22 protein-coding genes are annotated in these 24,366 nt (G+C 73.5%); 6 read left to right on the plus strand and 16 right to left on the minus strand.

The features are described 5' to 3' along the window. The 11 genes from D1825_RS08085 to ileS all read right to left on the minus strand — a co-directional run. Window positions 1-1,195 (minus strand): chromosome segregation SMC family protein (locus tag D1825_RS08085; RefSeq protein ID WP_147356256.1); only part of this gene is annotated, 1,195 nt, incomplete at its 3' end. Between the two features lie 47 nt (window positions 1,196-1,242). Further along, window positions 1,243-1,773: a HEAT repeat domain-containing protein gene (locus tag D1825_RS08090; RefSeq protein ID WP_118766926.1), complete on the minus strand. Its 531-nt coding sequence runs from the start codon at window positions 1,771-1,773 to the stop codon at window positions 1,243-1,245. Between the two features lie 7 nt (window positions 1,774-1,780). Then, window positions 1,781-2,215 carry a nucleoside-diphosphate kinase gene (gene ndk / locus D1825_RS08095; protein ID WP_118766927.1) on the minus strand — a complete coding sequence of 145 codons (435 nt, stop codon included), beginning with the start codon at window positions 2,213-2,215 and terminating at the stop codon, window positions 1,781-1,783. A gap of 21 nt (window positions 2,216-2,236) precedes the next feature. Further along, on the minus strand, window positions 2,237-2,665 hold the full coding sequence (locus tag D1825_RS08100) for a DUF4233 domain-containing protein (protein ID WP_233549727.1): 429 nt from the start codon (window positions 2,663-2,665) through the stop codon (window positions 2,237-2,239). Beyond that, on the minus strand, window positions 2,662-4,359 hold the full coding sequence (locus D1825_RS08105) for an MDR family MFS transporter (protein ID WP_118766928.1): 1,698 nt from the start codon (window positions 4,357-4,359) through the stop codon (window positions 2,662-2,664). The genes D1825_RS08100 and D1825_RS08105 overlap by 4 nt, the downstream gene beginning before the upstream one ends. Before the next feature lie 44 nt (window positions 4,360-4,403). Then, window positions 4,404-5,069: a TetR/AcrR family transcriptional regulator gene (locus D1825_RS08110; RefSeq protein ID WP_118766929.1), complete on the minus strand. Its 666-nt coding sequence runs from the start codon at window positions 5,067-5,069 to the stop codon at window positions 4,404-4,406. A 64-nt stretch (window positions 5,070-5,133) separates the two neighbouring features. After that, on the minus strand, window positions 5,134-5,850 hold the full coding sequence (gene dhaM / locus D1825_RS08115; RefSeq protein ID WP_233549728.1) for a dihydroxyacetone kinase phosphoryl donor subunit DhaM: 717 nt from the start codon (window positions 5,848-5,850) through the stop codon (window positions 5,134-5,136). Then, window positions 5,847-6,482: a dihydroxyacetone kinase subunit DhaL gene (dhaL, locus tag D1825_RS08120; RefSeq protein ID WP_118766930.1), complete on the minus strand. Its 636-nt coding sequence runs from the start codon at window positions 6,480-6,482 to the stop codon at window positions 5,847-5,849. The genes dhaM and dhaL overlap by 4 nt, the downstream gene beginning before the upstream one ends. Before the next feature lie 62 nt (window positions 6,483-6,544). Continuing rightward, window positions 6,545-7,540: a dihydroxyacetone kinase subunit DhaK gene (gene dhaK, locus D1825_RS08125; RefSeq protein WP_118766940.1), complete on the minus strand. Its 996-nt coding sequence runs from the start codon at window positions 7,538-7,540 to the stop codon at window positions 6,545-6,547. A 139-nt stretch (window positions 7,541-7,679) separates the two neighbouring features. Continuing rightward, a complete protein-coding gene (locus tag D1825_RS08130; protein WP_118766931.1) occupies window positions 7,680-9,059 on the minus strand; it encodes a bifunctional folylpolyglutamate synthase/dihydrofolate synthase in 1,380 nt (459 codons plus the stop codon). Continuing rightward, window positions 9,056-12,313, minus strand: coding sequence for an isoleucine--tRNA ligase (gene ileS, locus D1825_RS08135; RefSeq protein ID WP_118766932.1), 3,258 nt, complete (start codon window positions 12,311-12,313; stop codon window positions 9,056-9,058). The genes D1825_RS08130 and ileS overlap by 4 nt, the downstream gene beginning before the upstream one ends. Window positions 12,314-12,621: 308 nt before the next feature. On the opposite strand from ileS, the gene D1825_RS18580 reads away from it, so the two are divergent. Then, the gene (locus D1825_RS18580) at window positions 12,622-13,275 is read left to right on the plus strand and encodes an HAD hydrolase-like protein (protein ID WP_233549730.1); all 654 of its coding nucleotides are present in this window, start codon (window positions 12,622-12,624) and stop codon (window positions 13,273-13,275) included. Window positions 13,276-13,283: 8 nt separating this feature from the next. Here D1825_RS18580 and D1825_RS08145 read toward each other — a convergent pair whose 3' ends face one another. Together D1825_RS08145 and D1825_RS08150 are read right to left on the minus strand one after the other, a co-directional pair. Beyond that, window positions 13,284-14,306 carry a phosphotransferase enzyme family protein gene (locus D1825_RS08145; protein WP_158580700.1) on the minus strand — a complete coding sequence of 341 codons (1,023 nt, stop codon included), beginning with the start codon at window positions 14,304-14,306 and terminating at the stop codon, window positions 13,284-13,286. 5 nt (window positions 14,307-14,311) lie between these two features. Further along, entirely contained in the window at window positions 14,312-14,824 is a 513-nt protein-coding gene (locus D1825_RS08150; protein WP_118766934.1) for a phosphoribosyltransferase, read from the minus strand. Between the two features lie 117 nt (window positions 14,825-14,941). Here D1825_RS08150 and D1825_RS08155 point away from each other — a divergent pair, with 117 nt between their 5' ends. After that, a complete protein-coding gene (locus tag D1825_RS08155) occupies window positions 14,942-15,697 on the plus strand; it encodes a MerR family transcriptional regulator (protein WP_118766942.1) in 756 nt (251 codons plus the stop codon). Between the two features lie 14 nt (window positions 15,698-15,711). Here D1825_RS08155 and D1825_RS08160 read toward each other — a convergent pair whose 3' ends face one another. The 3 genes from D1825_RS08160 to D1825_RS08170 are packed head-to-tail and all read right to left on the minus strand — an operon-like array spanning window position 15,712 to window position 20,118. After that, window positions 15,712-17,496 carry an ABC transporter ATP-binding protein gene (locus tag D1825_RS08160; RefSeq protein ID WP_233549732.1) on the minus strand — a complete coding sequence of 595 codons (1,785 nt, stop codon included), beginning with the start codon at window positions 17,494-17,496 and terminating at the stop codon, window positions 15,712-15,714. After that, window positions 17,493-19,307: an ABC transporter ATP-binding protein gene (locus D1825_RS08165; RefSeq protein WP_267897564.1), complete on the minus strand. Its 1,815-nt coding sequence runs from the start codon at window positions 19,305-19,307 to the stop codon at window positions 17,493-17,495. The genes D1825_RS08160 and D1825_RS08165 overlap by 4 nt, the downstream gene beginning before the upstream one ends. Window positions 19,308-19,347: 40 nt before the next feature. Next, window positions 19,348-20,118, minus strand: coding sequence for an SDR family oxidoreductase (locus tag D1825_RS08170; protein WP_118766935.1), 771 nt, complete (start codon window positions 20,116-20,118; stop codon window positions 19,348-19,350). Window positions 20,119-20,390: 272 nt separating this feature from the next. On the opposite strand from D1825_RS08170, the gene D1825_RS08175 reads away from it, so the two are divergent. Genes D1825_RS08175 through cofD form a run of 4 tightly spaced genes read left to right on the plus strand, consistent with a single transcriptional unit; the run spans window position 20,391 to window position 24,152 of the window. Next, entirely contained in the window at window positions 20,391-21,389 is a 999-nt protein-coding gene (locus D1825_RS08175; RefSeq protein ID WP_118766936.1) for a putative F420-0 ABC transporter substrate-binding protein, read from the plus strand. Then, the gene (locus tag D1825_RS08180) at window positions 21,386-22,423 is read left to right on the plus strand and encodes a putative F420-0 ABC transporter permease subunit (protein WP_199721541.1); all 1,038 of its coding nucleotides are present in this window, start codon (window positions 21,386-21,388) and stop codon (window positions 22,421-22,423) included. The genes D1825_RS08175 and D1825_RS08180 overlap by 4 nt, the downstream gene beginning before the upstream one ends. Further along, window positions 22,414-23,199 (plus strand): putative F420-0 ABC transporter ATP-binding protein, encoded by a 786-nt coding sequence (locus D1825_RS08185; protein ID WP_118766937.1) that lies wholly within the window; start codon window positions 22,414-22,416, stop codon window positions 23,197-23,199. The genes D1825_RS08180 and D1825_RS08185 overlap by 10 nt, the downstream gene beginning before the upstream one ends. Continuing rightward, window positions 23,196-24,152 carry a 2-phospho-L-lactate transferase gene (gene cofD, locus D1825_RS08190; protein WP_118766938.1) on the plus strand — a complete coding sequence of 319 codons (957 nt, stop codon included), beginning with the start codon at window positions 23,196-23,198 and terminating at the stop codon, window positions 24,150-24,152. The genes D1825_RS08185 and cofD overlap by 4 nt, the downstream gene beginning before the upstream one ends. Window positions 24,153-24,366: the final 214 nt, after the last annotated feature.

A 24,366-nucleotide genomic window follows, 5' to 3' on the forward strand; every position in this document is an offset into this window, starting at 1 on the left:
CGGCCACCTGCCCGGCGAGCCGGGCCACGCCCTCGCGGCGGTCGGCGGCGCCGCGCAGCGACGTGGCGAGCTCCTTCTCGGCCGCGGCGGCCTCCTGCTCGGCCTGCTGGCGCGCGCTCACGGCACCCTCCAGCCCGGCACGCGCGAGGTCGACCTCGGCCGCGAGCTCGGCCTCGGCGACGCGCACGCGCTCCGCCTGGCGGGCCAGGTCGTCGGGGTCGGATCCCCCGCTGCGCTCGGGCCCGGCGACGCCGAGCAGCCGGACGCGGTCGGCGGCGAGCGACGACGTGCCGCGCAGCCGCTCGCGCAGCGACGACAAGCGGTACCAGACCTCGCTCGCCTCGCTCAGCGCCGGAGCGGCCTCGGCCGCCTCGCGCTCGAGCGTGGCGAGCTGCGCGCGGGTCTGCGTGAGGACGGCCTCGACCTCGGCCTTCTGCGCGGTCAGGATGCTCTCGTCGGCGATCTCCTGGTCGAGCTGCGCGGTCAGCTGCGCGAGGTCGTCGGCCAGCAGGCGGGCGCGAGCGTCGCGCAGGTCGATCTGCACGACCGCGGCCTTGCGGGCGACCTCCGCCTGCCGCCCGAGCGGGCCGAGCTGGCGGCGGATCTCGCCCGTCAGGTCACCCAGGCGCGTGAGGTTGGCCTGCATCGCGTCGAGCTTGCGGAGCGCCTTCTCCTTGCGCTTGCGGTGCTTGAGGACGCCCGCGGCCTCCTCGATGAACCCGCGGCGCTCCTCGGGCGTCGCGCGCAGCACGGCGTCGAGCTGACCCTGCCCGACGATGACGTGCATCTCGCGGCCCAGGCCGGAGTCGGACAGCAGGTCCTGGATGTCGAGCAGCCGGCACCCCTGGCCGTTGATCGCGTACTCCGAGCCACCGTTGCGGAACAGCGTCCGCGAGATCGTGACCTCGGTGTACTCGATCGGCAGCGCGCCGTCGGTGTTGTCGATCGTGAGCGCGACCTCGGCGCGGCCGAGCGGCGGACGCCCCGACGTGCCGGCGAAGATGACGTCCTCCATCTTCCCGCCGCGCAGCGACTTGGCGCCCTGCTCCCCCATCACCCACGCGAGCGCGTCGACCACGTTGGACTTGCCCGAGCCGTTGGGCCCGACCACGCAGGTGACGCCCGGCTCGAAGTTCAGCGTCGTCGCGGAGGCGAACGACTTGAACCCGCGCAGGGTCAGGGTCTTGAGGTGCACGGGGGCAGCCTAGAGCGCACGGTGGCGTGCGCTCGGGAGCCGCGCGCCTACGCCCGGGGGTCGGGCACGTCGAGCCGGGCCGCCAGCGCCGCGACGGCCTCCTCGTCGACGTCCCGCGCGGACGCCAGCGCGACGAGGTCGTCGTGCTCGCCGACCACGACGAGCGCGGCGGCCGCGGCGGTCCGGACGCGGGGCACCTCGTCGTCCAGCAGCGACCGCAACAGGGGCGCGGCGTCGGCGACCTCGTGCAGGCGCACGAGCGCCGCTGCGTGCTCGCGCACCCGCCACGCGTCGTCGACCAGGGCCGCGCGGACCGCACGGTGCACGTCCGGGTCGTCGGTCCACGCGTACCGCAGCCCGCGCGCGGCCCACACGCGGGGCCAGTACTGCGGCTTGGCGGGGTCAGCCCGGTAGCCCGCGACGAGCGCCGCGGAGCCCGCGCCGCCCAGCAGGTCGACGACCTCGTCGTCGACCGGGCGTCCGGCCAGCAGGTCCAGGCACCAGCCGACGACGACGTCGAGGCCGTGCTCCGCGACCGCGCGGCCGACCCGGTCCTCGGGCCGGCGGCGCGCGGTCACGACGGGCTCAGAGCGCCGGGAACCAGAGCGCGATCTCGCGGGCCGCGGACTCCTCCGAGTCCGAGCCGTGCACGAGGTTCTGGATGACCTTCAGGCCCCAGTCGCGCCCGAGGTCGCCGCGGATCGTGCCGGGCGCCGCGACGGTCGGGTCGGTGGCGCCGGCGAGCGAGCGGAAGCCCTCGATCGCCCGGTGGCCCTCGACGACGACGGCGAGCACCGGGCCGGAGCCCATGAACTCGACCAGCGGCGCGAGGAACGGCTTGCCGGCGTGCTCCTCGTAGTGCTCGGCGAGCAGCTCGTCGGAGGCCTGGCGCAGCTCGACGGCCACGAGCGTGTAGCCCTTGGCCTCGATGCGGCGCAGGATCTCCCCGGCCAGGCTGCGGCGGACGCCGTCGGGCTTGACGAGGACGAGGGTGCGCTGCTGGACGGGTGCGTCGGTCATGGTCGAAACCCTAACGCGACGTCAGGGCCCGACCTCGCCGGGGTGGGCCGCGTCGTACTCGGCCCGCTCCCGGTCGATGCGTCCGCCCAGCCGCAGCGAGACCGCCCAGAGCGCGATGAACACCGCGGCGACGACGAGCGCCATGCCCCGCGCCACCGAGGGCAGCACGAGCGCGGCCGCGACGACCCACGCCTGCACGACCCAGCCGGCGACGTAGCCGCCGGGCCGCGAGACGAAGCCGGACAGGAGGAAGAGCACGAGCGTGAGGCTGCCGCCGATCCCCCAGACCCACGCCGGCTCGACGTCGATCCACGGGTTCTCGCCCGCGCTCAGGCCGTACGCGACGAGCGTCGCGAAGAACACGCAGAGCGCCTCGAGGACGAGCATCGTCTGGGCGAACTGCGGCTTGGCGGGCCGCTTGCGGCGCACGGCCGGAGCGTCGGAGGTCACCGCTCCAGGGTACCGGCGGGCACGTCGTCACCCGCCGACCGCTGGGTCGGCAGCAGCTCGTCGGCGGATGCGGTGAGCTCGTCGACGACGACCTCGTCCGGACCCGTGGCGCCGCTGCCGTCCGCGGCGAGCGCCTCGCCGCGCGCGACCATGCCGGCCACGCCCGAGAGCTTGACCTCGCGCAGGAACAGCGCGAGCACGAAGCCGACGAGGATCAGCGGCACGAAGTACCAGAACGACGGCGCGAGCGTGCCCGCGAACGCGTCGATGACCCCGGACTTGTACGGCTCGGGCAGCGTCTGCACGAACTCGGGCGTCAGGCTCGCGCTCGGGTCGCCGCCGCCGCCGGGCGCGTCGGCGAAGACGTCCGCCAGCTTGCTCGTCAGGGCGGTGGTGAAGATCGTGCTGAACACGGCCGTGCCGACCGCCGCGCCGATCTCGCGGAAGAAGTTGTTCGCCGAGGTCGCGGTGCCGAGCTCGTGCGGGTCGACCGCGTTCTGCACGGCGAGCACGATCGTCTGCATGACCAGGCCCATGCCGGCGCCGAGGACGAAGATCATCCCGCCGAACAGCCACATCGACATGTCGCCCGTGATGCGCGTGAGCCACACCAGGCCGCCCGCCGTGATGAGCAGGCCCGCGACCGGGTACATCTTGTAGCGGCCGGTCTTGGTGATCGCGATGCCGGAGCCGATCGCGGTGAGCATGACGCCGACCATCATCGGCAGCATGAGGAAGCCGGACTCGGTGACGCCCGCGCCCGTGGACATCTGCAGGAACGTGGGCAGGAACGCCAGGGCCGCGAACATGCCCATGCCGAGGATGAACCCGATGACCGTGGCGATCGTGAACGTGCGGTTCTTGAACAGGCGCAGCGGGAGCAGCGGCTCGCTCGCGCGCAGCTCGACGACGATGAACAGCGCGATCGCGAGCAGCGTGCCGCCGACGAGCGCGAGCAGGCCGGTGTTGCCCCAGTCGTAGGTGGTGTTGCCGGACCACGAGATCCAGCTCGTCGCCAGGACCAGGCCGGACGTGCCGACGACCATGAAGAAGATGCCCGCGACGTCGATCTTCTTGCCCGAGCGGTGGCTGGGCAGCTTGAGCGTGAACCACGCGGTCGCGAACGCCGCGACGCCGATCGGGATGTTGATCCAGAAGCACCAGCGCCAGTCGGCGTGCTGCGTGAACAGGCCGCCGAGCAGCGGGCCGATGACGGCCGCGATGCCGAACAGCGCGCCCATCGGGCCCATGTACTTGCCGCGGTCCTTGGCCGGGACGATGTCCGCGATGATCGCCTGCGACAGGATCATCAGGCCACCGCCGCCGAGGCCCTGCACGCCGCGCCAGAACACGAGCTCACCGAACGACTGCGCGAAGCCGGCGCCCGCGGAGGCGAGCGTGAACAGGCCGATCGCGACGAGGAACGGCCAGCGCCGGCCCCACAGGTCGCCGAACTTGCCGTACAGCGGCATGACGATCGCGATCGCCAGGATGTAGGCCGTCACGACCCAGCCCTGGTGCGCGACGCCGTTCAGCTCGCCGACGATCGTGGGCATCGCGGTGCCGACGATCGACTGGTCGAGCGACGACAGGAACATGCTCGCCATGAGCGCGCCGAAGATGAGCCAGACGGTGCGGGGGGTGAGGACCACGAGCGGCTTGTCGCTCGCGATCTCGGGTGCTGCGGTGGTCATGCGGGGTCCTCGTTCTGTGCGGGTCGAGCTGGGGGTCTGGTGGGTCAGTCGGTGACGAGTGCGCGCAGCTCGGCCACGACGAAGGCGAGGTGGTCGCCGCCGTCGCCCGCGCCGCCGGACTCGTCCCAGTGCATGAAGGTCGCGTGCGTCAGGAAGAGCGCGAGCGCGGCGACGACGAGCGGGCTGCGCTCGGGCTCCTCGCCGAGCCGCTGCTCGACGAGGGCGACGATCTGGCCCTTGTGCTGCTCGAACCAGGCCAGGTGCCGAGCGAGCAGCCGGGGTTCGCGCGCGGCGATCTCGAACGCGCGGTTGAACCGCTCGCGCCCGACCGGCGGGTCCTGGAGGAACGAGCCGACGAGCGTCTCGAGGTCCGAGAGCAGGTGGCCCGACGGGCCGCCCGCCGCGAAGGCCACCGCGGCCTCGGTGTCGAGCGGCCAGGGCACGTGGCCCAGCACCGCGTCGTCCTTGGTCTCGAAGTAGTTGAAGAACGTGCGCGTGGAGACGCCGGCCTCGGCGCAGATCGCCTCGACGGTGACGGCGTCGAGGCCGTGCTCCTCGACGAGCCGGTGGGTCGCGTCGATCAGCGCCTCGCGGCGGGCGCGCTTCTTGCGCTCGCGCAGGCCTCCGTCGGGCGCCGGCGTCAGGGCGTCCGCGAGCTGCTGCAGGTCGCTCTGCGCGGCGGGCGCGTCGCTCTTCGCGTTCGAGATCACCGTAGAATGTTACACGGACTGCAACTTTGCACTCCGTGCATTTCGTGTGGCGGTGGTCACCGCGTCAGATCTCTCCGAAGCCCCGCTCGACCTCGGTGACGAACACCTTGACGGCTTCCTCGGCCTGCGGGCCCTCGGCCTCGATGCGCAGCTCGGTGCCCTGCGTGGCCCCGAGCTTCATCAGGGCGAGCACGCTCGCGGCGCTCACGCCGTTGACCGTGACCTTGGCGTCGTAGGACGCCAGCATCCGCGAGATGACCGCCGCCGGGCGCGCGTGCAGGCCCATGGGGTTGAGCAGCGTGCGGGTCTCGCGCACCACGCCGTCGTCGGGGAGCGTCGTCGGGACGACGTCGGACTTCTCGACCGGGTACATCCGCCCGGCCCCCTCGGCGGCGGCCAGCACCGCGTCGAGGTCCGCTCCGCCGTGGGCCGTCACCGCGGCCGCGACGGCGCCCTCGACGAACGGCGCGTCGGCGAGCCGGACGCGTGCCACGAGGTCCTCGTCGGCCAGGTCCAGCACGGACTCCGCCGTGAGCACGGCCGATCCGAGGTCCATCAGCACGACCGCGCTGCGGCCGTCCGCGGTTGCCTGTGCGAATGCGCGCTCGATCCCGTCGAAGTCGGTGCCGAGCTGCCCGTCGGGGGTGCCGCCGACGGGCACGAGCAGCACGCCGGGCGCCATCTGGCCGGCGAGCTCGACCGCGCCCGCGGCCAGGTCGTGCGAGTGCGAGACGAGCACGAGCGCGACGCGGGCGACGTCGCGCGTGCCGGGTGCGCTCACGCGGCAGCCGCCGCGGCGGCATCGGCGAGCAGCAGCTCGGAGGACCGGGCGCCCGGGTCGAGGTGCCCGACGGACCGCTCCCCCAGGTAGCTCGCGCGGCCCTTGGTCGCGGCCAGGGGCACGGTCGACTCGGCGCCGACGGCCGCGGCCTTCGCTGCCGCCGCCAGCACGTCGGCGGGCGAGCCGCCCGCGTCGGCCGCAGCGACCGCGGCCTCGGCGGCCGGGGACCACGCGTCGACCATCGTCTTCTCGCCCGTGGTGGCCTTGCCGCGCGCGACGATGCCCTCGAGCGCCGCCTCGAGCAGGGCGACGACCCCCGCGGAGTCGAGCTCCGCCGCGCCCGTGACCTTCGCGGCGCGCAGGTACGCGGTGCCGTAGAGCGGCCCCGCGGCGCCGCCCACGGTCGACATCAGCGTGGTCGCGACGAGCTTGAGCACGTCGCCGATCTCCGCCGGCGGTTCCTCGAGCGCGTCCAGCTTCGCCACGACGGCCCGGAAGCCGCGGTCGAGGTTCTCGCCGTGATCACCGTCGCCGATCTGCCGGTCGAGCTCGACGAGCTCGTCCCGGTGCTCGGAGATGGTCTGCGCGCTGCGGCGCACCCAGTCGATCGCCCACGCCACGTCAACGCTCATCCACGCACTCCCCTTACGAACTCATCGGCACGACAGCACGTCACCGGCACGTCATCAGGACGTCACCAGCGCAGCGCCGTCGTGTGCACGGGAGCGTCCCACAGCTGGGTCGTCTCCTCGTCCAGGCGGAGCACGGTCACGGACGCTCCCTGCATCTCCAGCGACGTCACGTAGTTCCCCACGAGCGACCGGGTCACCTCGACGCCGCGCGCCTCCAGGAGCGCGCGGGCCCGACGATAGACGACGTAGAGCTCGGAGGCGGGCGTGCCACCCATGCCGTTGACGAACAGCAGGACCTTCTCGCCGGACGCCAGCCCCAGGTCGTCCGCGACGGGCGTGAGCAGCATCTCGGTGATCTCGTCCGCGCTCGCGAGCGGGATGCGCCGACGACCGGGCTCGCCGTGGATGCCGATGCCGATCTCGATCTCGTCCTCGGGCAGGTCGAACGACGGCTTGCCCGCGTGCGGGACCGTGCACGCGGTGAGCGCGACACCCATCGACCGGACGTTCGCGTTGACCTTCTCGGCGACGGCCACGACCGCGTCGAGGTCGTCTCCGCGCTCGGCTGCCGCGCCGGCGATCTTCTCGACGCACACGGTGCCCGCGACGCCGCGCCGGCCGGCCGTGTAGAGCGAGTCCTCGACGGCCACGTCGTCGTTCGTGACGACGGTCCGGACCGTGACGCCCTCGGCCTCGGCCAGCTCGGCCGCGGTCTCGAAGTTGAGCACGTCCCCGGTGTAGTTCTTGACGATCGCGAGCACGCCCTTGCCGCCGTCCGCCGCCTGCAGCGCGGGCGCGATCTGGTCGGGCGTCGGCGAGGTGAACACGGGCCCCGGGACGGCCGCGTCGAGCATCCCGACGCCGACGAACCCGGCGTGCAGGGGCTCGTGCCCGCTGCCGCCGCCCGAGACGAGCCCCACCTTGCCGCTCACCGCTCCGCCGGTGCGCGTGACGTACGCGGGATCCGCGTTCACCACCACGAGGTCGGCGTGGGCCGCGGCGAATCCCTCCACGGACTCGGCGACGACGGTGCGCGGATCGTTGATGAGCTTCTTCACGTCGACCATCCCTTCGGCGGGCATCCTCACCCGACCACGGTGCGTGCTGGACTGCCCCCGAACCCCACCTTCACGTGGGGCGTCAGGGCCGTCAAGGTGAGAACGTGCGCCGGGTGTGCACGTTCGTGCACGGCCTGGTTCAGGCGCGACCGAGCAGCACTCGCGCCTCCGCGACGAGCAGGATCGAGCCCGTGACCAGCACGGCGGCACCGCGCTCGACGTCGCGCTCCGCGAGCCCGGCGGCGAGGTCGACGGCCTCGTCGAGCCGTTCGACCACGTGCACGCGGTCCTCGCCGAACACGTCGATCGCGATCTCGCCCAGGTCGTCGGCCTCGAGCGCGCGCGCGTTGCCCGCCGCCGTCACGACGATCTCGTCGAGCACCGGCTCGAGCACCGAGAGGATGCCCTCGGGGTCCTTGTCGGACATCACGCCGACGACCCCGACGACCCGCTGGAACGCGAACGCCTCGTCGAGCGAGCTGACGAGCGCCTCCATCCCGGCGGGGTTGTGGGCGCCGTCGACGATGACCGTCGGGCTGGTCCGCACGATCTCGAGCCGACCGGGCGAGTCGACGTCGGCGAACCCGGCCTCGACGATCCCGGGCTCGAGCGCGCCGCCGCCGGCGATGAGCGCCTCGACGGCCGCGAGCGCCAGGAGCGCGTTGTGCGCCTGGAACTTGCCGTGCAGCGGCAGGAAGATCTCCGTGTACGTGCCGCCCGTCCCGCGCAGGGTGAGCAGCTGCCCGCCCACGGCGACGCTCCGCTCGACGACCGCGATCTCCACGTCCTCGCGGATGACGCGCGCGCCGCGCTCGGCCGCGGCGGCCAGGACCACGCCCTCGACGTCCTCGGTCTGCCGCGCGAGGACGAGCGTCGCGTCGTCCTTGACGATGCCCGACTTCTCGGAGGCGATCTCGACGAGGGTCTCGCCGAGGTAGCGCTCGTGGTCCATGGCGATCGGGGTGATGACCGCGACGTCGCCGTCGGCCACGTTCGTGGAGTCCCACGCCCCGCCCATGCCGACCTCGATGATCGCGACGTCGACGGGCGCGTCGGCGAAGGCCGCGAACGCCATCACCGTGAAGACCTCGAAGAACGACAGCCGCGGCTCGCCCTTCTCCGCGGAGCGCTGGTCGACGAGGTGCACGTACGGGGCGACGTCCTGCCAGACCTCGACGAACCGCTCGTCGCTGATGGGCTCGCCGTCGATCGCGATCCGCTCGGTGACGCGGGTCAGGTGCGGGCTCGTGAACCGGCCGGTGCGCAGCCCGTGCTCGCGCACGAGCCGCTCGACCATCCGGCTCGTCGACGTCTTGCCGTTCGTCCCCGTCAGGTGCACCACGCGGTACGCCTTCTGCGGGTCGCCCAGCAGCTCGCACACCTGGCGCACGCGCTCGAGGGTCGGGTCGATGTCGTGCTCCGGGGCTCGGTCGAGGATTGCCCGGTAGACCTCGTCGGCCGCCGTGCGCGCCTCGCGCTCGGCCTCGCGGCGGTTGTGGTCCGCTCCCTTGGTGCTCATGCCTCGTACCCTCCGGCCTCGACGGCCTCCACCTTGACGGCAAGCTCAGGCGTCGGCGCGACGTCGATCGTCACGCCCACCGCGAGCGTCTCGCGAGCGATGAAGTCCTGGTGCTCCTCGACCGCACCCACGTGCTCACCCGGGACGTCGAGCGACAGCACGATCCGGTCGCCGACCTGCAGGCCGGCGGCCTTGCGGGCGTCCTGCACGGCCCGCACCACGTCGCGTGCGTAGCCCTCGGCGAGCAGCGCGTCGTCGAGCGTGAGGTCGAGCACGACGAACCCGCCGCCGGCCAGCACCGCGGCGGCGGTGGTCTCCTGCGCGCCGCCCGCGACCACGGTCGTCAGCTCGTACTCGGCGGGCTCGAGCGGGACGTCTCCGTCGGCCGTCGTCACGACGACCGTCTCGCCGTCCACGCGCCAGGCGCCCGACCGCGACGCCTGGATGACGGCCTGCACGCCGCGCCCCAGCCGGGGTCCGGCGGCACGCGCGTTGACCGCGAGCCGCTGCGTGATGCCGAAACGCTCGGCCGCACCGGCGTCGGCCGCCTCGAACGCGACCGCCTTGACGTTGAGCTCGGCCGCGAGCAGGTCGGCGTACGGCGCGAGGGCCGACGGGTCGTCGACCGCGACCGTGAGCGTGCGCAACGGCTGGCGCACGCGCACCGAGTACGCCTTGCGCAGGCCGAGCGCGGTCGACGTGACCGCACGGACCTGATCCATGGCGCGCACGAGCGCCTCGTCGGGCGCGAGCACGTCGCCGACCGTCGGCCAGTCGACCAGGTGGACGCTGCGCTCGCCGGTCAGGCCGCGCCAGACCTCCTCGGTCACCAGGGGTGCGAGCGGAGCCATGACGCGCGTGAGGGTCTCGAGCGCGGTCCACAGCGTGTCGAACGCGTCGTCGTCCTCGGCCCAGAAGCGGTCGCGCTGCGTGCGGACGTACCAGTTGGTCAGCACGTCGAGGTGCTCGCGCACGGCCTCGCACGCGGCCGCGATGTCGTACGCGTCCATGTGCGCGGTGACCTCGGTGACGAGGTCGCCCGTGCGGGCCAGCACGTAGCGGTCCATGGGCGCGAGGCCCGCCACACGGTCCGCCGTGACGGGCTTCGCGACGTACCCCGCCCCGTCCGCCGCAGCACCGGCGTAGAGCGTGAAGAAGTAGTACGTCGACCACAGCGGCAGCAGCACCTGGCGCACGCCGTCGCGGATGCCCTCCTCGGTCACGACGAGGTTCCCGCCGCGCAGGATCGAGCTCGACATGAGCGACCAGCGCACGGCGTCCGAGCCGTACTTGTCCCACATGATCACGGGGTCCGGGAAGTTGCGCAGCGACTTGCTGGCCTTGCGGCCGTCGTCGCCGAGCACGATCCCGTGGCACATGACGTTCTTGAACGCGGGGCGGTCGAACAGCGCCGTGGCCAGCACGTGCAGCGTGTAGAACCAGCCGCGGGTCTGGCCGATGTACTCGACGATGAAGTCGCCCGGGTAGTGGTTCTCGAACCACTCGGCGTTCTCGAACGGGTAGTGCACCTGCGCGAACGGCATCGAGCCGGAGTCGAACCACACGTCGAACACGTCCGGGATGCGGCGCATGGTGCTCGCACCGGTCGGGTCGTCCGGGTTCGGGCGCGTCAGGTCGTCGATGAACGGGCGGTGCAGGTCCGGCTCGCCGGCCTCGTTGAGCGGCAGTCGGCCGAAGTCCGCCTCGAGCTCGGCGAGGCTGCCGTACACGTCGACGCGCGGGTGGCTCGGGTCGTCCGAGACCCACACGGGGATGGGCGTGCCCCAGTAACGGTTGCGGCTGATCGACCAGTCCCGCGCGTTGCTCAGCCACTTGCCGAACTGGCCGTCCTTGATGTGCTCGGGCGTCCAGGTGATCTCCTGGTTGAGCTCGACCATGCGGTCGCGGAACTGCGTCACGCGCACGAACCAGCTCGAGACCGCCTTGTAGACCAGCGGGTTCCGGCAGCGCCAGCAGTGCGGGTAGGAGTGCTCGTAGGTCTCGTGCCGCACGACGACCGCGCGCTGCTCGGCCGCGACGCGCGCGAGCGGGCCCGTGCCGGCCTTGAGGTCCGCGATGATCGGCTTGTTCGCGTCGAAGACCTGCTGGCCCACGTAGTCGGGGACCTCGGTGGTGAACCGCGCGCGCGAGTCGACGGGGACCGCGGCCGCGATGCCCGCGGCGTCGCACACCGTCATGTCGTCCTCGCCGAACGCGGGCGCGAGGTGCACGATGCCCGAGCCGTCCTCGGTCGTGACGAAGTCCGCGACGAGCACCTGGTGGGCGTTCTCGCGGCCCGCGAAGTAGTCGAACGGCGGCGTGTACCGGCGGCCGGCCAGGTCGGCGCCGCGCACGGTCGCGACCACCGTCGCCTCGCCGAGCTCGCGCGCGTAGGCCGCGAGCCGGGGCGCGGCGAGCAGCACGCGCTCGCCGGGGTGTGCCTGGCCGAACGGCGAGTCCGGCGCGGGCTCGACCGTCACGTACTCGATGTCCGGGCCGACGGCCACGGCGAGGTTGCTGGGCAGCGTCCACGGGGTCGTCGTCCAGATGAGCGCGAGCTCACCGGTCTCCAGGCGCAGGCCCACGGTCAGCGCGGGGTCCTGGCGGGAGGCGTAGACGTCGTCGTCCATCCTCAGCTCGTGGTTGGACAGCGGGGTCTCGTCGACCCAGCAGTACGGCAGCACGCGGTAACCCTCGTAGGCCAGGCCCTTGTCGTACAGCTGCTTGAACGCCCACAGCGCCGACTCCATGAACGTGGTGTCGAGCGTCTTGTAGTCGTGGTCGAAGTCGACCCAGCGCGCCTGGCGGGTCACGTACTCGCGCCACTCGCCGGTGTACTTCAGGACCGACTCGCGGCAGGCCGCGTTGAACTTGTCGATGCCGAGCTCGTCGATCTGCGACTTCTCGGTGATGCCCAGCACGCGCTGCGCCTCGAGCTCGGCGGGCAGTCCGTGGGTGTCCCAGCCGAACCGGCGCTCGACGCGGTGGCCGCGCATCGTCTGGTAGCGCGGCACGACGTCCTTGGCGTAGCCGGTCAGCAGGTGGCCGTAGTGCGGCAGGCCGTTGGCGAACGGCGGGCCGTCGTAGAAGACGTACTCGTTGGCGCCGTTCTCGCCCGCGTCCCGCTGGTCGATCGACGCCTGGAACGTGCCGTCGGCGTCCCAGTGGGCCAGGACCTCGCGCTCGAGCGCGGGCAGGTCCGGCGATGCGGGGACTGACGAGTCGGTGCGGTGCAGCGGGTAGTTCGTGGCCACCGTGCGGTCTCCTGTGGTCGTTCGCGTGCGGCTACGAGGACGATCGCCCCGGAACGGACCGGGACCACCGCGGTACCACCTCGCTTGCCGGCGTCCGCTGCGCACGGACTGTGCGCTGGGCGTCGACCACTCGTGAGGGCTGTGACGGGCCTACCCGTCCGGTTCTACTGGGGCCCTGCCGGAGCGGCCCGTTCTTCCGGAGGCTCGCCGGTGATGGCCGGGTCGATGCCTGTCCGCCCAGCCTAGCCGACCTCCCCGGCACCGTCCCTCGCGTTTCGCCCGGCCGCGGGCCACGCCAGACTGGTGCGGTGACCGCTCCCCTGCTGCTCCTGGACCTCGACGGCACGCTCACGGACTCCTACCCGGGCATCGCGTCGTCGGTCGCGCACGCGTACACGGCGTCCGGGCTCGCGGTGCCGACGCCCACCGAGCTGCGCTCGATCATCGGGCCGCCGCTGCACGACGCGCTGCTCGAGCAGGGGATGTCCGTCTCGCAGGCGGAGAGCATGGTTGCGCACTACCGCTCGGCGTACGTGGCCGGCGGGATGTTCGACAACTCCGTCTACGCGGGGATCCCCGAGGCGCTCGTCGCGCTCCGTGACGCCGGTGCGGCGCTGCTCGTCGCGACCTCGAAGCCCGAGGTGTACGCGGTGCCGATCTGCGAGCGCCTGGGCATCGCGCCGCTCGTGGACGGGATCTTCGGCGCGTCGCTCGAGCCCGGCAGCGCGACCAAGGCCGGCGTGATCGCGCGCGCGCTGACCGGCCGCGACCCCGACGAGGCCCGCCTGATGGTCGGCGACCGCGAGCACGACGTCGTCGGCGCCCGCGCGCACGGCGTCGACTGCGTGGGCGTCGCGTGGGGCTACGCGCACGACGGCGAGCTCGAGGAGGCCGGCGCGGTGGAGGTCGTGGACTCGCCCGCGGCCCTGGTGGCGACGGCCGTGCGGCGGCTGGGTCTGTAGCCGGATCCCTATCCGAGGACCAGGTCGACGAGCCCGTCCGGCCCGAGGACCGTGCGCAGGATCCCGTGCGCCTCGTCGCGCTCCTCGTCGGGCCGGGCCGGGTCGAGCGCGCGCCGCGCCCAGTCCGAGGCGTCCTCGAGCAGCCGCACGCCGCGCGCGTAGGCGAGCCGGTCGTCGTCGATGTCGACGCGCCCGTAGCCCGTGAAGAACTCGGCGGCGTCCTGCTCGGTGACCGGCCGGGCGCTGTACGTGCCGCCCAGGACGAACATGAGGTCGTGCTCGGCGGGGGCCAGCACGGCCGAGTCCCAGTCGACGAGCGCGACGCTGCCCGGCCCGGTGACGACCACGTTGCCCTGGTGCGGGTCGCCGTGGCACACGACCATCGGCAGGGCCGTGGGCTCGTGCCGCTGCAGCTCGTGCAGGCGGTGCCCGATCCGCTCGGTGTGCTCGCGCACGAGCAGGACGCGCCGCCGCGAGGCGTCCCACGTCTCCAGCACCGCCCGGGCGCGATCGTCGACCGCCGGCACGTCCCGGGCACGCTCCACGGCGTCGAACGTGCCGCGCCACCACCCCGGCGTGAAGTCGACGACGGGGAGGCCCGGCACGACGGCGGGGTCGACCGCGTGCAGGCGCCCGACGAGCCGACCGAGGGCGAACCAGGTGGGCGCCGTCAACGGCTCGGCGATCGCGGTCGGACCGTCGAGCCACGACGTGAGCGTCAGCGTGCCGTCCGCGCAGGCGTAGCCGAGGCTGCCGTCGGTCGCGCGTGCCGGCACGGCCTGGCCGCCACCCGGGCAATCGAGCGCGAACGCCGCGGCCACGTGCTGGCCGACCGGCACGCCGGCCAGGGACCAGCGCGCGGCCCAGGTTCGCCCGTCGTCGGTCCCGACCCGCCAGACGCGCGCCTCGGTGCCTCCGGTCACGGTCTCGACCGCCGTCGCCGTGACCCCGAACCCGGCGAGCAGGTGGCCACCGAGCTCGTCGTCGGGCAGGCGCTGCACGTCGTGCGGCGAGACCTCCAACCGAGCCACGGGCCTCAGCCCGCCGCCACGACGGGTTCCTGGTCCGACCAGGGGAAGGTGATCCAGCGATCGGTCCGGCGCCACACGAAGTCGGGGTCGACGACCGAGTGGGGCTTGGCGTAGAGCACCGCGGTGCGGACCTCGGCGCAGTGCAGGGCCATGAGCTGCCCGACGAGCGCGAGGGTCTCCCCCGTGTCGGCCACGTCGTCCGCGACGAGTGCCCGCACACCCTGCAGCGCCTCGACGTCGAGCAGCGGCGGCAGGACCACCGGGTCCGGCAGGCGCTGGTCGATGCCCGTGTAGAACTCGACGTTCAGGGTGCCGACCGCCTTGGTGCCGAGCGCGTACGCGAGCGCGCCACCCAGCGGCAGACCGCCCCGGGCCACCGCGATCACGAGGTCCGGCACGTAGCCCGCGTCGGCGACGGACTGCGCGAGCTCGCGCACCGCCACGCCGAACCTGTCGTAGGAGAGCACCTCGCGCTCCGGCGGGAGCACCTGACCAGCAGCGGCCTCGGTCGTCGTCACTCCCGCAGGTTAGGCGCCGGTTGTTGCCGCGACGTTGCCGTCGCATCGCGGGCACCTTGCCGCGGTCGATGCGGCGGGCTTGACCTTGACGCGACGTCAAGTTCTACCGTGGTCGGCATGGAGTCATCGATCCAGGAGGTCGCCCGGCTGACGGGGACGACGAGCCGTACGCTGCGTCACTACGACGCGGTCGGGCTGCTCGCGCCCAGCCGCGTCGGGGACAACGGGTACCGCTGGTACGACGAGGACGCGCTGGTCCGGCTGCAGCGGATCCTGCTGCTGCGCGAGCTCGGCCTCGGCCTGGCCGAGATCGGCCGGGCGCTGGACGACGAGCGCGACGACACCGCGGCGCTCCGCCGGCACCTGGCCTGGCTCGAGTCCGAGAAGCACCGCCTCGACCGGCAGATCGCCGCCGTCGAGTCCACGATCAGCACGAGGGAGCAGGGAGGGACGGTCATGGCCGAGAAGATGTTCGACGGGTTCGATCACACGCAGCACGAGGACGAGGTCGTCGAACGCTGGGGACGCACGACGTACGACACGTCGGACGCCTGGTGGCGTGCGATGAACGAGGCCGAGCGGGCCGACTGGAAGTCGCGCACGGCCGCGCTGGCCGACGAGTGGGCCGCTGCGGCCGGCGCCGGGCACGACCCGGCGAGCGAGTTCGCGCAGGACCTCGCGGGCCGGCACGTCGCGTGGCTCGGCTCGATCCCGGGCACGCCCGGGCACGGGTCGGCGCCCGTGCGCGAGTACGTCACGGGTCTCGCCGACATGTACGTGGCCGACCCGCGGTTCGCCCGGAACTACGGCGGCGAGGCGGGCGCGACGTTCGTGCGCGACGCGCTGCACCTGTACGCGGCGCGGCACCTGTAGCACCGCCAGGGCGGTCAGGCCGGCGCCGCCAGCGAGCGCTGCCACTCCTCGTGCAGCCGGGCGAACCGGCCGCCCGCCGCGACGAGCTCGTCGGGCGAGCCGTCCTCCAGGACGCGGCCGTCGTCGACCACGAGCACACGGTCCGAGCCCATCACGGTCGAGAGCCGGTGCGCGATGACGACCGCGGTCCGGCCCGCGAGGAGGGTGCGCAGGCCGCGCTGCACCTGGGCCTCGCCGGGCACGTCGAGCGAGCTCGTGGCCTCGTCGAGCACGAGCACCGCGGGGTCGGCCAGGAACGCCCGCGCGAACGAGACGAGCTGGCGCTGCCCCGCCGACAACCGCACGCCGCGCTTGTCGACGTCGGTGTCGTACCCGTCGGGCATCGCGGCCACGAGCTCGTGCACACCCACCGCGCGCGCGGCCGCCTCGACCTCCGCGGCGGTCGCGCCGGGCCGGCCGATCGCGATGTTCGCCGCGATCGACCCGGAGAACAGGTACGCCTCCTGCGTGACCATGACGACCGCTCGGCGCAGGTCACCCGGCGCGATCTCGCGCACGTCGACGCCGTCCAGGAGCACGGCGCCGTCGCGCACGTCGTAGAACCGGGCCAGCAGCTTGGCGACCGTCGACTTGCCGGCCCCGGTGCGGCCGACGAGCGCGACCGACTGGCCCGCGGGGACGTGCAGATCGAGGTGCGGCAGCACGATCGGGCCGCCCCCGTAGCCGAACGTGACGTCCGCGAACCGCAGGTCGCCGCGCACGCTCGGCAGCGCGACGGGCCTGACCGGGTCGGGGACGGTCGGCTCCTCGGCGAGCAGTGCCGCGACCTTCTCGAGCGCCGCGGTCGCCGACTGGAACGAGTTGTAGAACATCCCGATCTGGCCGAGGGGCGCGAGGAACCGGCGCGTGTAGAGCACCGCGCCGATCAGCACGCCGACCTCGAGGCCCCCGTCGAGCACGCGCAGGCCGCCGACGAGCAGGACGACCGCGACCGTCACGTTGGCGATCAGGGTCAGGCCCGTGTCGAAGACGCCGTTGACGCGGATCGCCTCGGCGCTGTTGGCGCGGTACTCCTCGGCGAGCGCGTCGTACGCGGCCTCGGTCTGCGCCTCGCGGCGGAACGCCTGGACCGCGCGGATGCCGGTCATGGCCTCGACGAACTGCACGACAAGCCGCGCCGCGGAGGTGCGCGACGCCCGGTACTGCGCCTGCGAGCGGACCTGGAACCAGCGCGTCAGGACGATCCCCGGGACCACAGCGGCGACGAGCAGCAGGCCGCTGCGCCAGTCGAGGACCGCGAGCCCGATCGCGGTGAACGCGATGGCCAGCACGCTCGACGCGAGGGTCGTCAGGCCGCCGTCGAGCAGCTCGCGCAGCGCGTCGAGGTCGGAGGTCTGGCGCGAGATGATCCGGCCCGAGGTGTACCGCTCGTGGAACTCGAGGTCGAGGCGCTGGGTGTGCCGGAACACCCGGCGGCGCAGCTCGAGCAGGATCGTCTGGCTCACGCGGGCCGAGGCCCGGACCGTGGCGGCACCGAGCCATCCGCCCGCGAGCGCGGCGACCAGGTAGACGCCGGACGCGAGCACGAGCGGCCCCGAGCGGCCCTCGCGCAGCGCAGGGAGCGCGTTGTCGATGCCGTAGGCGACCAGTGCCGGGCCCGCGACGAGCGCGAGCTGAGCGAGCACGACGAGCACCGCGGCGCCCGCGGCGGGGCGCGCGACGGGCCGGATCATCTCGCGGAGCAGCGCGAGCGACCGCGTGCGGATGGCGCGCTGCTCGTCGGGCGTCGGGGTGCTCACAGCGTCACCACCTGCGGCTCGGCGGCCAGCGCGGTCAGCACGTAGCGGTAGTGCGGGTGGTTCACGAGCAGGTCCGCGTGCGTGCCGACGCCCGTGATCCGGCCGTCCTCGAGCACGGCCACGCGGTCGGCGAGCGCGACGGTCGACGGCCGGTGGGCGACGACGAGCGTGGTCGTGCCCACGAGCACCTCGCGCAGCCGTGCGGTGACGGCCGCCTCGGTGCTCACGTCGAGCGCGGACAGCGGGTCGTCGAGCAGGAGGACGCGGGGCCTCGCCGCGACGGCCCGTGCGAGCGCGATGCGCTGGCGCTGGCCGCCGGACAGGCTGAGGCCCTCCTCGCCGATCACGGTGTCGACGCCTCGGGGCAGGTCGGCGACGAAGTGCGCGCTCGCGACGTCGAGCGCCAGGTGCAGAAGCTCTTCGTCGTCGGGGTCGGCACCGAGCAGCACGTTGTCCCGCACCGACGCCGAGAACAGGATCGGGTCCTCGAACGCGACGGCGACCGCGCCGCGCAGGTCCGAGCGGGCCAGGTCACGCACGTCGACCCCGTCGACCAGCACGGCACCGGCGGTGGCGTCGTACAGGCGCGGGACGAGCTGGAGCAGGGTGGACTTCCCGCTGCCCGTGAGCCCGACGAGGGCCGTCGTCAGCCCGGGCTCGAGCACGAGGTCGACGCCCGTCAGCACCTCGGCGCCCGTCGGGTGCGCGAACGTGACGCCCGCGAGCTCGACGCGCGTCCCGGCCGGACCGGCTGCGGGAAGCGCGACGGGCTCCGCCGGGTCCTGCACCGCCGAGACCGTGTCCATGACCTGCACGTACCGGTCGGTCGCGGCGCGCGCGTCGAGCGTCATCGCGAGGAACTGCCCCAGGCGCTCGACGGGGCGGTTGACGATCGTCGCGGTGGCGAAGAAGGCGACGAGCGCACCCACGCTGATGTGCCCGTGCGCGGCCAGCGGCACGCCGATCGCGAGCGAGACCGCGAGGATCGCCTCGGGGATCGCGCCCAGCGCGAACGTCACGCGCGAGAGGGTCCTGGCCTTGTGCACCTCGGTGTCGCGCAGCGCGTCGGCCTGCCGGGAGAAGTCGTCGAGCGCGTCCTGCGCGCGGCCGAACGCCTTGAGCACGCGGATGCCGTGTACCGACTCCTCGACGGCCGTCGCGAGGTCGCCCGCCTGGTCCCGCGCGCGCCGGGCGACGACCTTGTAGTCCTCGCGGAACCGGAAGCTCAGCCACATCATCGGCACCGCACCGGCCACGTAGACGAGGCCGAGCTGCCAGCTGGTCGCGATCATCAGGGCCACGCCGACGACGACGGTCGCGGCGCTGACCAGCATCATCACCAGCCCGAACACGAGCCAGCGGCGGATCGAGCCGAGGTCGGCCATCGACCGGGACAGGAGCTGCCCTCCCGACCACCGGTCGTGGAACTCGACGGGCAGGTCGAGCACGTGCCGGAACATCGAGACCCGCATGTCCTGCTCGACGTTCGTGCCCGGCGTCGCGATGAACGCCCGGCGGCACCAGACGAGGAACGCCTCGAGCAGCCCGACGACGAGCACGACCGCGGCGGCGCCGACGACCCCGGCGCGCGAGCCGTCCGTCAGCAGCGGGCCGTTGACCAGCCACGCCAGGACCTGCGGCAGGACGAGCGAGAGCAGGCTCGCACCGAGCGCCATCACGCCGCCGATGACGATGCGGCGCTGCGCGGGGCGCGCCCAGTCCCGCAGCCGCAGGAGTGCGGCGGTGGTCGAGGGGGCTCGGGGCGCTGGGGGTGCCGTGGTCGCCGTCACCGGCTCGGTTGCGTGAGGCACCCGGCCACCTTAGGCGCGACGTCCGACAGCCCGCGCGCGGTCATCCCTGCGCGGGCCGGCGCGACGTCTTCGTGTTGCTCGCCTGGGCCCGAGGGCGCACGACGAGCAGGTCGATGTTCACGTGCGCGGGTCGGCTCAGCGTCCACGAGACGGCGTCGGCGATGTCGTCGGCCACGAGCGGGTCGAACCCGTCGTAGACGGCCGCCGCCCGCTCCGCGTCCCCGCCGAACCGCACGAGGGAGAACTCTTCGGTCGCCACCGCTCCGGGCGCGATCTGGATCACGCGGATCGGCTCGTCGACGATCTCCCAGCGCAGCGTCGTCGCGAGCATCCGCTCGGCGTGCTTGGCGCCCGTGTAGCCCGCGCCACCCTCGTACGCACCGTCGGCCGCGGTCGACGTCACGACGACGACGTCTCCCCCGCCGCGCGCGCGCAGCAGCGGCAGCACGGCCTGCGTGAGCCGGAGCGTGCCGAGCACGTTGATCTCGTACATCGCGCGCCACTGCTCGACGTCCGACGTGGCCACAGGGTCCAGCCCGAGCGCGCCGCCCGCGTTGTTGACCACCGCGTCCAGGCCGCCGGTCTGCTCGACGTAGTCGACGAGCGCGGTGACGTCGGCCGCCTGCGTCAGGTCGGCGGCGAAGACCTCGGCGCCGGTCTCCTCGGCGAGCGCGGCGAGCCGGTCCGCGCGGCGGGCCGTCGCGACGACGTCCCAGCCGTCGGCGCGCAGCCTGCGGACGGTCGCGGCGCCGATCCCGGACGAGGCGCCCGTGACGAGGGCGCGGCGGGGCGAGGTCTGCGGGGTGCTCATGGCGTCACGGTAGGCCTCACGCGGCCGCCCGCGTGCACCGGGCGGGGGGCCTCCCAGCATCCGGACGCGGCGTCACGAGGGCGTGCGGCACGCGTCACACCGCCGCGCGCGGCTCGTCGGGCGCACCGGCACTAACCTGACGTCAGGAACCCGGCCGGACGTGGCCGGGGAACCGCCGCCCGGCCTTTGGGTGGCCTCCGGTGGCGCGACGTGCGCCCAGCCCGTGATCGCGCGGATCCAGCCGCGCGCCCCTCACCGCCCGGAGCCGCCGCATGCCCACGTCCCGCCTCGCCCTCGCCTCCGTCGGGGTGGCCGTCGTCCTCGGCCTCGCCGCGTGCTCGTCGGACGCCCCGCCTGCGTCGGCACCGAGCACGACCGCGACCTCGTCGGCCGCCTTCGCGCCCGTGAGCCTTGACAACTGCGGCACGGACGTGAAGGTGACGAGCCCGCCGGAGCGCGTCGTGACGATCAAGTCGTCGACGACCGAGATGATGCTCGCCCTCGGGCTGGGCGACCGGCTCGTCGGCACGGCCTTCGCGGACGGGCCCGTGCCCGACGAGTGGGCCGCGGCCGCCGTCGACGTGCCGGTGCTCTCGCCGCAGGTGCCGGGCCAGGAGGCGCTGCTCGGGCTGGACCCCGACTTCGTCTACGCGGGCTGGGAGTCCAACTTCTCGGCCGACGGTGCGGGCGACCGGGCCGCGCTCGGGAAGCTGGGGATCGGCACGTACGTGTCCCCCGCCGCGTGCAAGGAGCCTGACTACATGCCGGACCCGCTGACGTTCGACGACGTGTTCAGCGAGGTCCACGAGGTCGGCTCGATCTTCGGCGTGACGGACCGGGCCGATGCGGTCGTCGAGCAGATGAAGGCGACGCTCTCGTCGGCCAAGACCCCCGCCGAGCCGACGACCGCGCTCTGGTACTCGTCCGGCACCGACACCCCGTACGTCGGGGCCGGCATCGGCTCGCCGCAGATGATCATGGACGCTGCCGGGCTGACCAACATCTTCGCCGACGTGCACGACACCTGGACCTCCGCCGGCTGGGAGAAGATCGTCGCCGCCGACCCCAGCGTCATCGTGCTCGTCGACGCCTCGTGGAACACCGCGGCGGACAAGATCACGCTCCTCGAGACGAACGCCGCGACGCGCGAGCTGACCGCCGTCCGCGAGAAGCGCTTCCTGACGCTGCCGTTCGCGGCCACCGAGGCCGGCGTGCGCAACGCGGAGTCGGTCGTCTCTCTCGACGAGCAGCTGGCGGCGCTCGACAAGTGACCGCTCCCGTCCCTGTGCGTCGGCGCACGCCGCTCGCTCCCCTCGTCGTCGTCGGGCTGGTGCTGCTCGTCGTGACCGTGCTCGTGGCGGTCGCGATCGGGCCGGCCGGGCTCGGCGTCGGCGAGGTCGCGCGCAGCATCGGCGGGCACCTCGGGCTCGACGTGACGCCCGTGCCTCGGCTGCACGACGCGATCGTCTGGGAGCTGCGGCTCCCGCGCGTCCTGACCGCCGCGGCGGTCGGCGCGGGGCTGGCGCTGTCCGGGGCGGTCATGCAGTCGCTGACGCGCAACCCGCTCGCGGACCCGTACCTACTGGGGTTGTCGTCGGGCGCGTCGCTGGGGGCGGTCGCGGTGCTCGTCGTCGGGGTGTCGCTGCTGCTGCCCGTCGCCGCGTTCGTGGGCGCGCTGCTCGCGCTCGTCGCGACGTTCTCGCTCGCTCGCACCGGCGGGACGCTGACCCCGGGGCGCGCGGTGCTCGCCGGGCTCGCGGTCTCGCAGCTGTGCGCGGCCGGGACGTCGCTGGTCATCTTCTGGACCGCGACCGGCGACTCCTACCGCGAGATCCTGTCGTGGCTCCTGGGGTCGCTGGCCGGCTCCGACTGGCAGTCCGTGGCGATCGCGGGGATCGCGGTGCTGGTAGTCGGCGGCATCGTGCTCGCGCAGGCCGTGCGGCTCGACGCCTTCGCGTTCGGCGACACCGCCGCGGGCGCGCTCGGCATCGACGTCGACCGGACGCGCTGGACGCTCATGACGCTCGTCGCGCTGCTCACGGGCGCGATGGTCGCCGTGAGCGGGGCGATCGGCTTCGTCGGGCTCGTGCTGCCGCACGCCGTCGTCGCACTCACCGGGCCCGCGCACCGGCGGCTCCTGCCCGTCACCGCGCTGGCGGGCGCCGTGTTCCTGATCTGGGCGGACACCCTGGCCCGCACCGTGTTCGACCCGCGCGAGCTGCCCGTCGGGATCGTCACCGCGCTGATCGGCGTGCCCGTGTTCGCCGTGCTGCTGCGCCGACGCCAGGGGGCGGCATGGAGCTGACGATCGCGGGGGTCGGGACGCGGCTCGGTGGGCGCTGGGTGGTCGACGGCGTCGACGCCACACCGCCGGACGGCGCCCTGACCGGGCTGCTCGGACCGAACGGCGCGGGCAAGACGACGCTGCTGCGCCTGGTCGCGGGGCTGCTCGTCCCCGAGTCGGGTGCCGTGCTCGTCGACGACTCCCCCGTGCACGAGCTGCCTCGCCGCACGCGGGCCCGGCAGATCGCGCTCGTCGAGCAGGAGTCGTCGAGCACCGTGCCGTTGACCGTCCGCGAGGTGGTCGCCCTGGGGCGGATCCCGTTCCGCTCGCTGTGGGGTTCCGACGAGGACGAGGGGGCAGTGGACCGGGCCCTCGAGGCCGCGCAGGCCACCGCGCTGGCCTCGCGCTCGTGGGCCACCCTGTCCGGCGGCGAGCGGCAGCGCGTGCACATCGCGCGGGCGCTGGCGCAGCAGCCGAGCCTGCTCCTGCTCGACGAGCCGACGAACCACCTCGACATCAGCGCGCAGCTCTCGCTGCTCGCCTTCGTGCGCGGCCTGCAGATCACGACGGTCGCCGCCCTGCACGACCTCAACCTCGCCGCTGCGTTCTGCGAGCACGTGCTCGTGCTGTCCGCGGGCCGCCTCGTCGCCGCCGGGCACCCCGCCGACGTGCTGCGACCCGACCTCCTGCGCGAGGTCTACGGCGTCGAGGCCGAGGTGCTCACGCACCCGCGCACCGGCCGACCCGTGATCGCCTTCCACGAGACCACCACTCCCCCCTCCCAGGAGTCCTCATGAAGATCACCGTGCTCTCGGGCGGGGTCGGCGGCGCACGCTTCACGCGCGGCCTGCTCGCCCACCTCGGCCCGGAGGCCGACGTCACCGTCATCGCCAACACGGGCGACGACATGTGGCTGCACGGCGTCCGGGTGTGCCCCGACCTCGACACGCTCATGTACACGCTCGGCGGTGGCGTCCACGAGGAGCAGGGCTGGGGCCGGCGCGACGAGTCCCGCCGCACGAGCGACGACCTCGCCGCCTACGGGCTCGGGTGGGAGTGGTTCACGCTCGGCGACCTCGACCTGGCGACGCACCTCGCCCGCACCGAGCTCCTCCGCGCCGGGCTGCCGCTGTCCGAGGTGACCCGGCGGCTGTGCGAGCGCTGGCAGCCGGGCGTGCGGCTCCTGCCGGCGAGCGACGACGAGGTCGAGACGCACGTCGCGACGGCGGACGGGTTCATCCACTTCGAGGAGTGGTGGGTGCGGCACCGCGCGTCCGTGCCTGCGCAGGGCTTCGTGCAGGTCGGCCTCGAGGGGTCCGCGGCGGCTCCCGGTGTCCTCGCCGCCCTGATCGACGCCGACGTCGTCGTCCTGCCTCCGTCCAACCCTGTGGTGTCGATCGGCACGATCTTGTCTCTGCCCGGTGTGCGCGACGCGCTGCGCTCGTGCGCCGGTCCCGTCGTCGGGGTCAGCCCCATCGTCGGCGGCGCACCCGTGCGCGGCATGGCCGACGCGTGCCTCGACGCCATCGGGGTCGAGACGACCGCGCTGGCGGTTGCTGAGCACTACGGCCTGCGCGCCGACGGCGGCATCCTCGACGCGTGGCTGGTCGACACAGCCGATGCCGACGTCGTCGACCCGCTCCGCTCGACGGGTTGGGTCGCGTCGGCGACCGACACCCTCATGGTCGACGTCCCCGCGACCGCCCGTATCGCCGCATCCGCGCTCGAGCTGGTGCGGTCGCGGCTGTAGGCGCGGCGTGAGGTTGAGCTTGACGGCCGCGGGGCGCGAGGACTCAGAAGGGTGGGTCGCCGAGGTCCTGTGGTGGTGGTGTGCGGCGTCGGGTGGGGTCGAACATTCTGGGGCTGACTTCGACGGGTATGGGTGATCGGTAGTACGTGATCCCCAGCGGGCTGGTCCACTCGGTGTTCCCCGTGGCCTTGTCCCGCTTCACGTTCCAGATCTT

Source organism: Cellulomonas rhizosphaerae, from assembly GCF_003470205.1.
In the GTDB taxonomy this organism is placed as follows: Bacteria; Actinomycetota; Actinomycetes; order Actinomycetales; family Cellulomonadaceae; genus Cellulomonas; species Cellulomonas rhizosphaerae.

What these genes read in the sequence shown, in the direction of transcription:
- ndk (WP_118766927.1), bottom strand. Translation starts at nt 2,215, where the DNA reads ATGACCGACGCACCCGTCCAGCAGCGCACCCTCGTCCTCGTCAAGCCC.
- D1825_RS08105 (WP_118766928.1), bottom strand. Translation starts at nt 4,359, where the DNA reads ATGACCACCGCAGCACCCGAGATCGCGAGCGACAAGCCGCTCGTGGTC.
- dhaL (WP_118766930.1), bottom strand. Translation starts at nt 6,482, where the DNA reads ATGAGCGTTGACGTGGCGTGGGCGATCGACTGGGTGCGCCGCAGCGCG.
- D1825_RS08130 (WP_118766931.1), bottom strand. Translation starts at nt 9,059, where the DNA reads ATGAGCACCAAGGGAGCGGACCACAACCGCCGCGAGGCCGAGCGCGAG.
- D1825_RS08155 (WP_118766942.1), top strand. Translation starts at nt 14,942, where the DNA reads ATGGAGTCATCGATCCAGGAGGTCGCCCGGCTGACGGGGACGACGAGC.
- D1825_RS08170 (WP_118766935.1), bottom strand. Translation starts at nt 20,118, where the DNA reads ATGAGCACCCCGCAGACCTCGCCCCGCCGCGCCCTCGTCACGGGCGCC.
- D1825_RS08175 (WP_118766936.1), top strand. Translation starts at nt 20,391, where the DNA reads ATGCCCACGTCCCGCCTCGCCCTCGCCTCCGTCGGGGTGGCCGTCGTC.
- D1825_RS08185 (WP_118766937.1), top strand. Translation starts at nt 22,414, where the DNA reads ATGGAGCTGACGATCGCGGGGGTCGGGACGCGGCTCGGTGGGCGCTGG.
- cofD (WP_118766938.1), top strand. Translation starts at nt 23,196, where the DNA reads ATGAAGATCACCGTGCTCTCGGGCGGGGTCGGCGGCGCACGCTTCACG.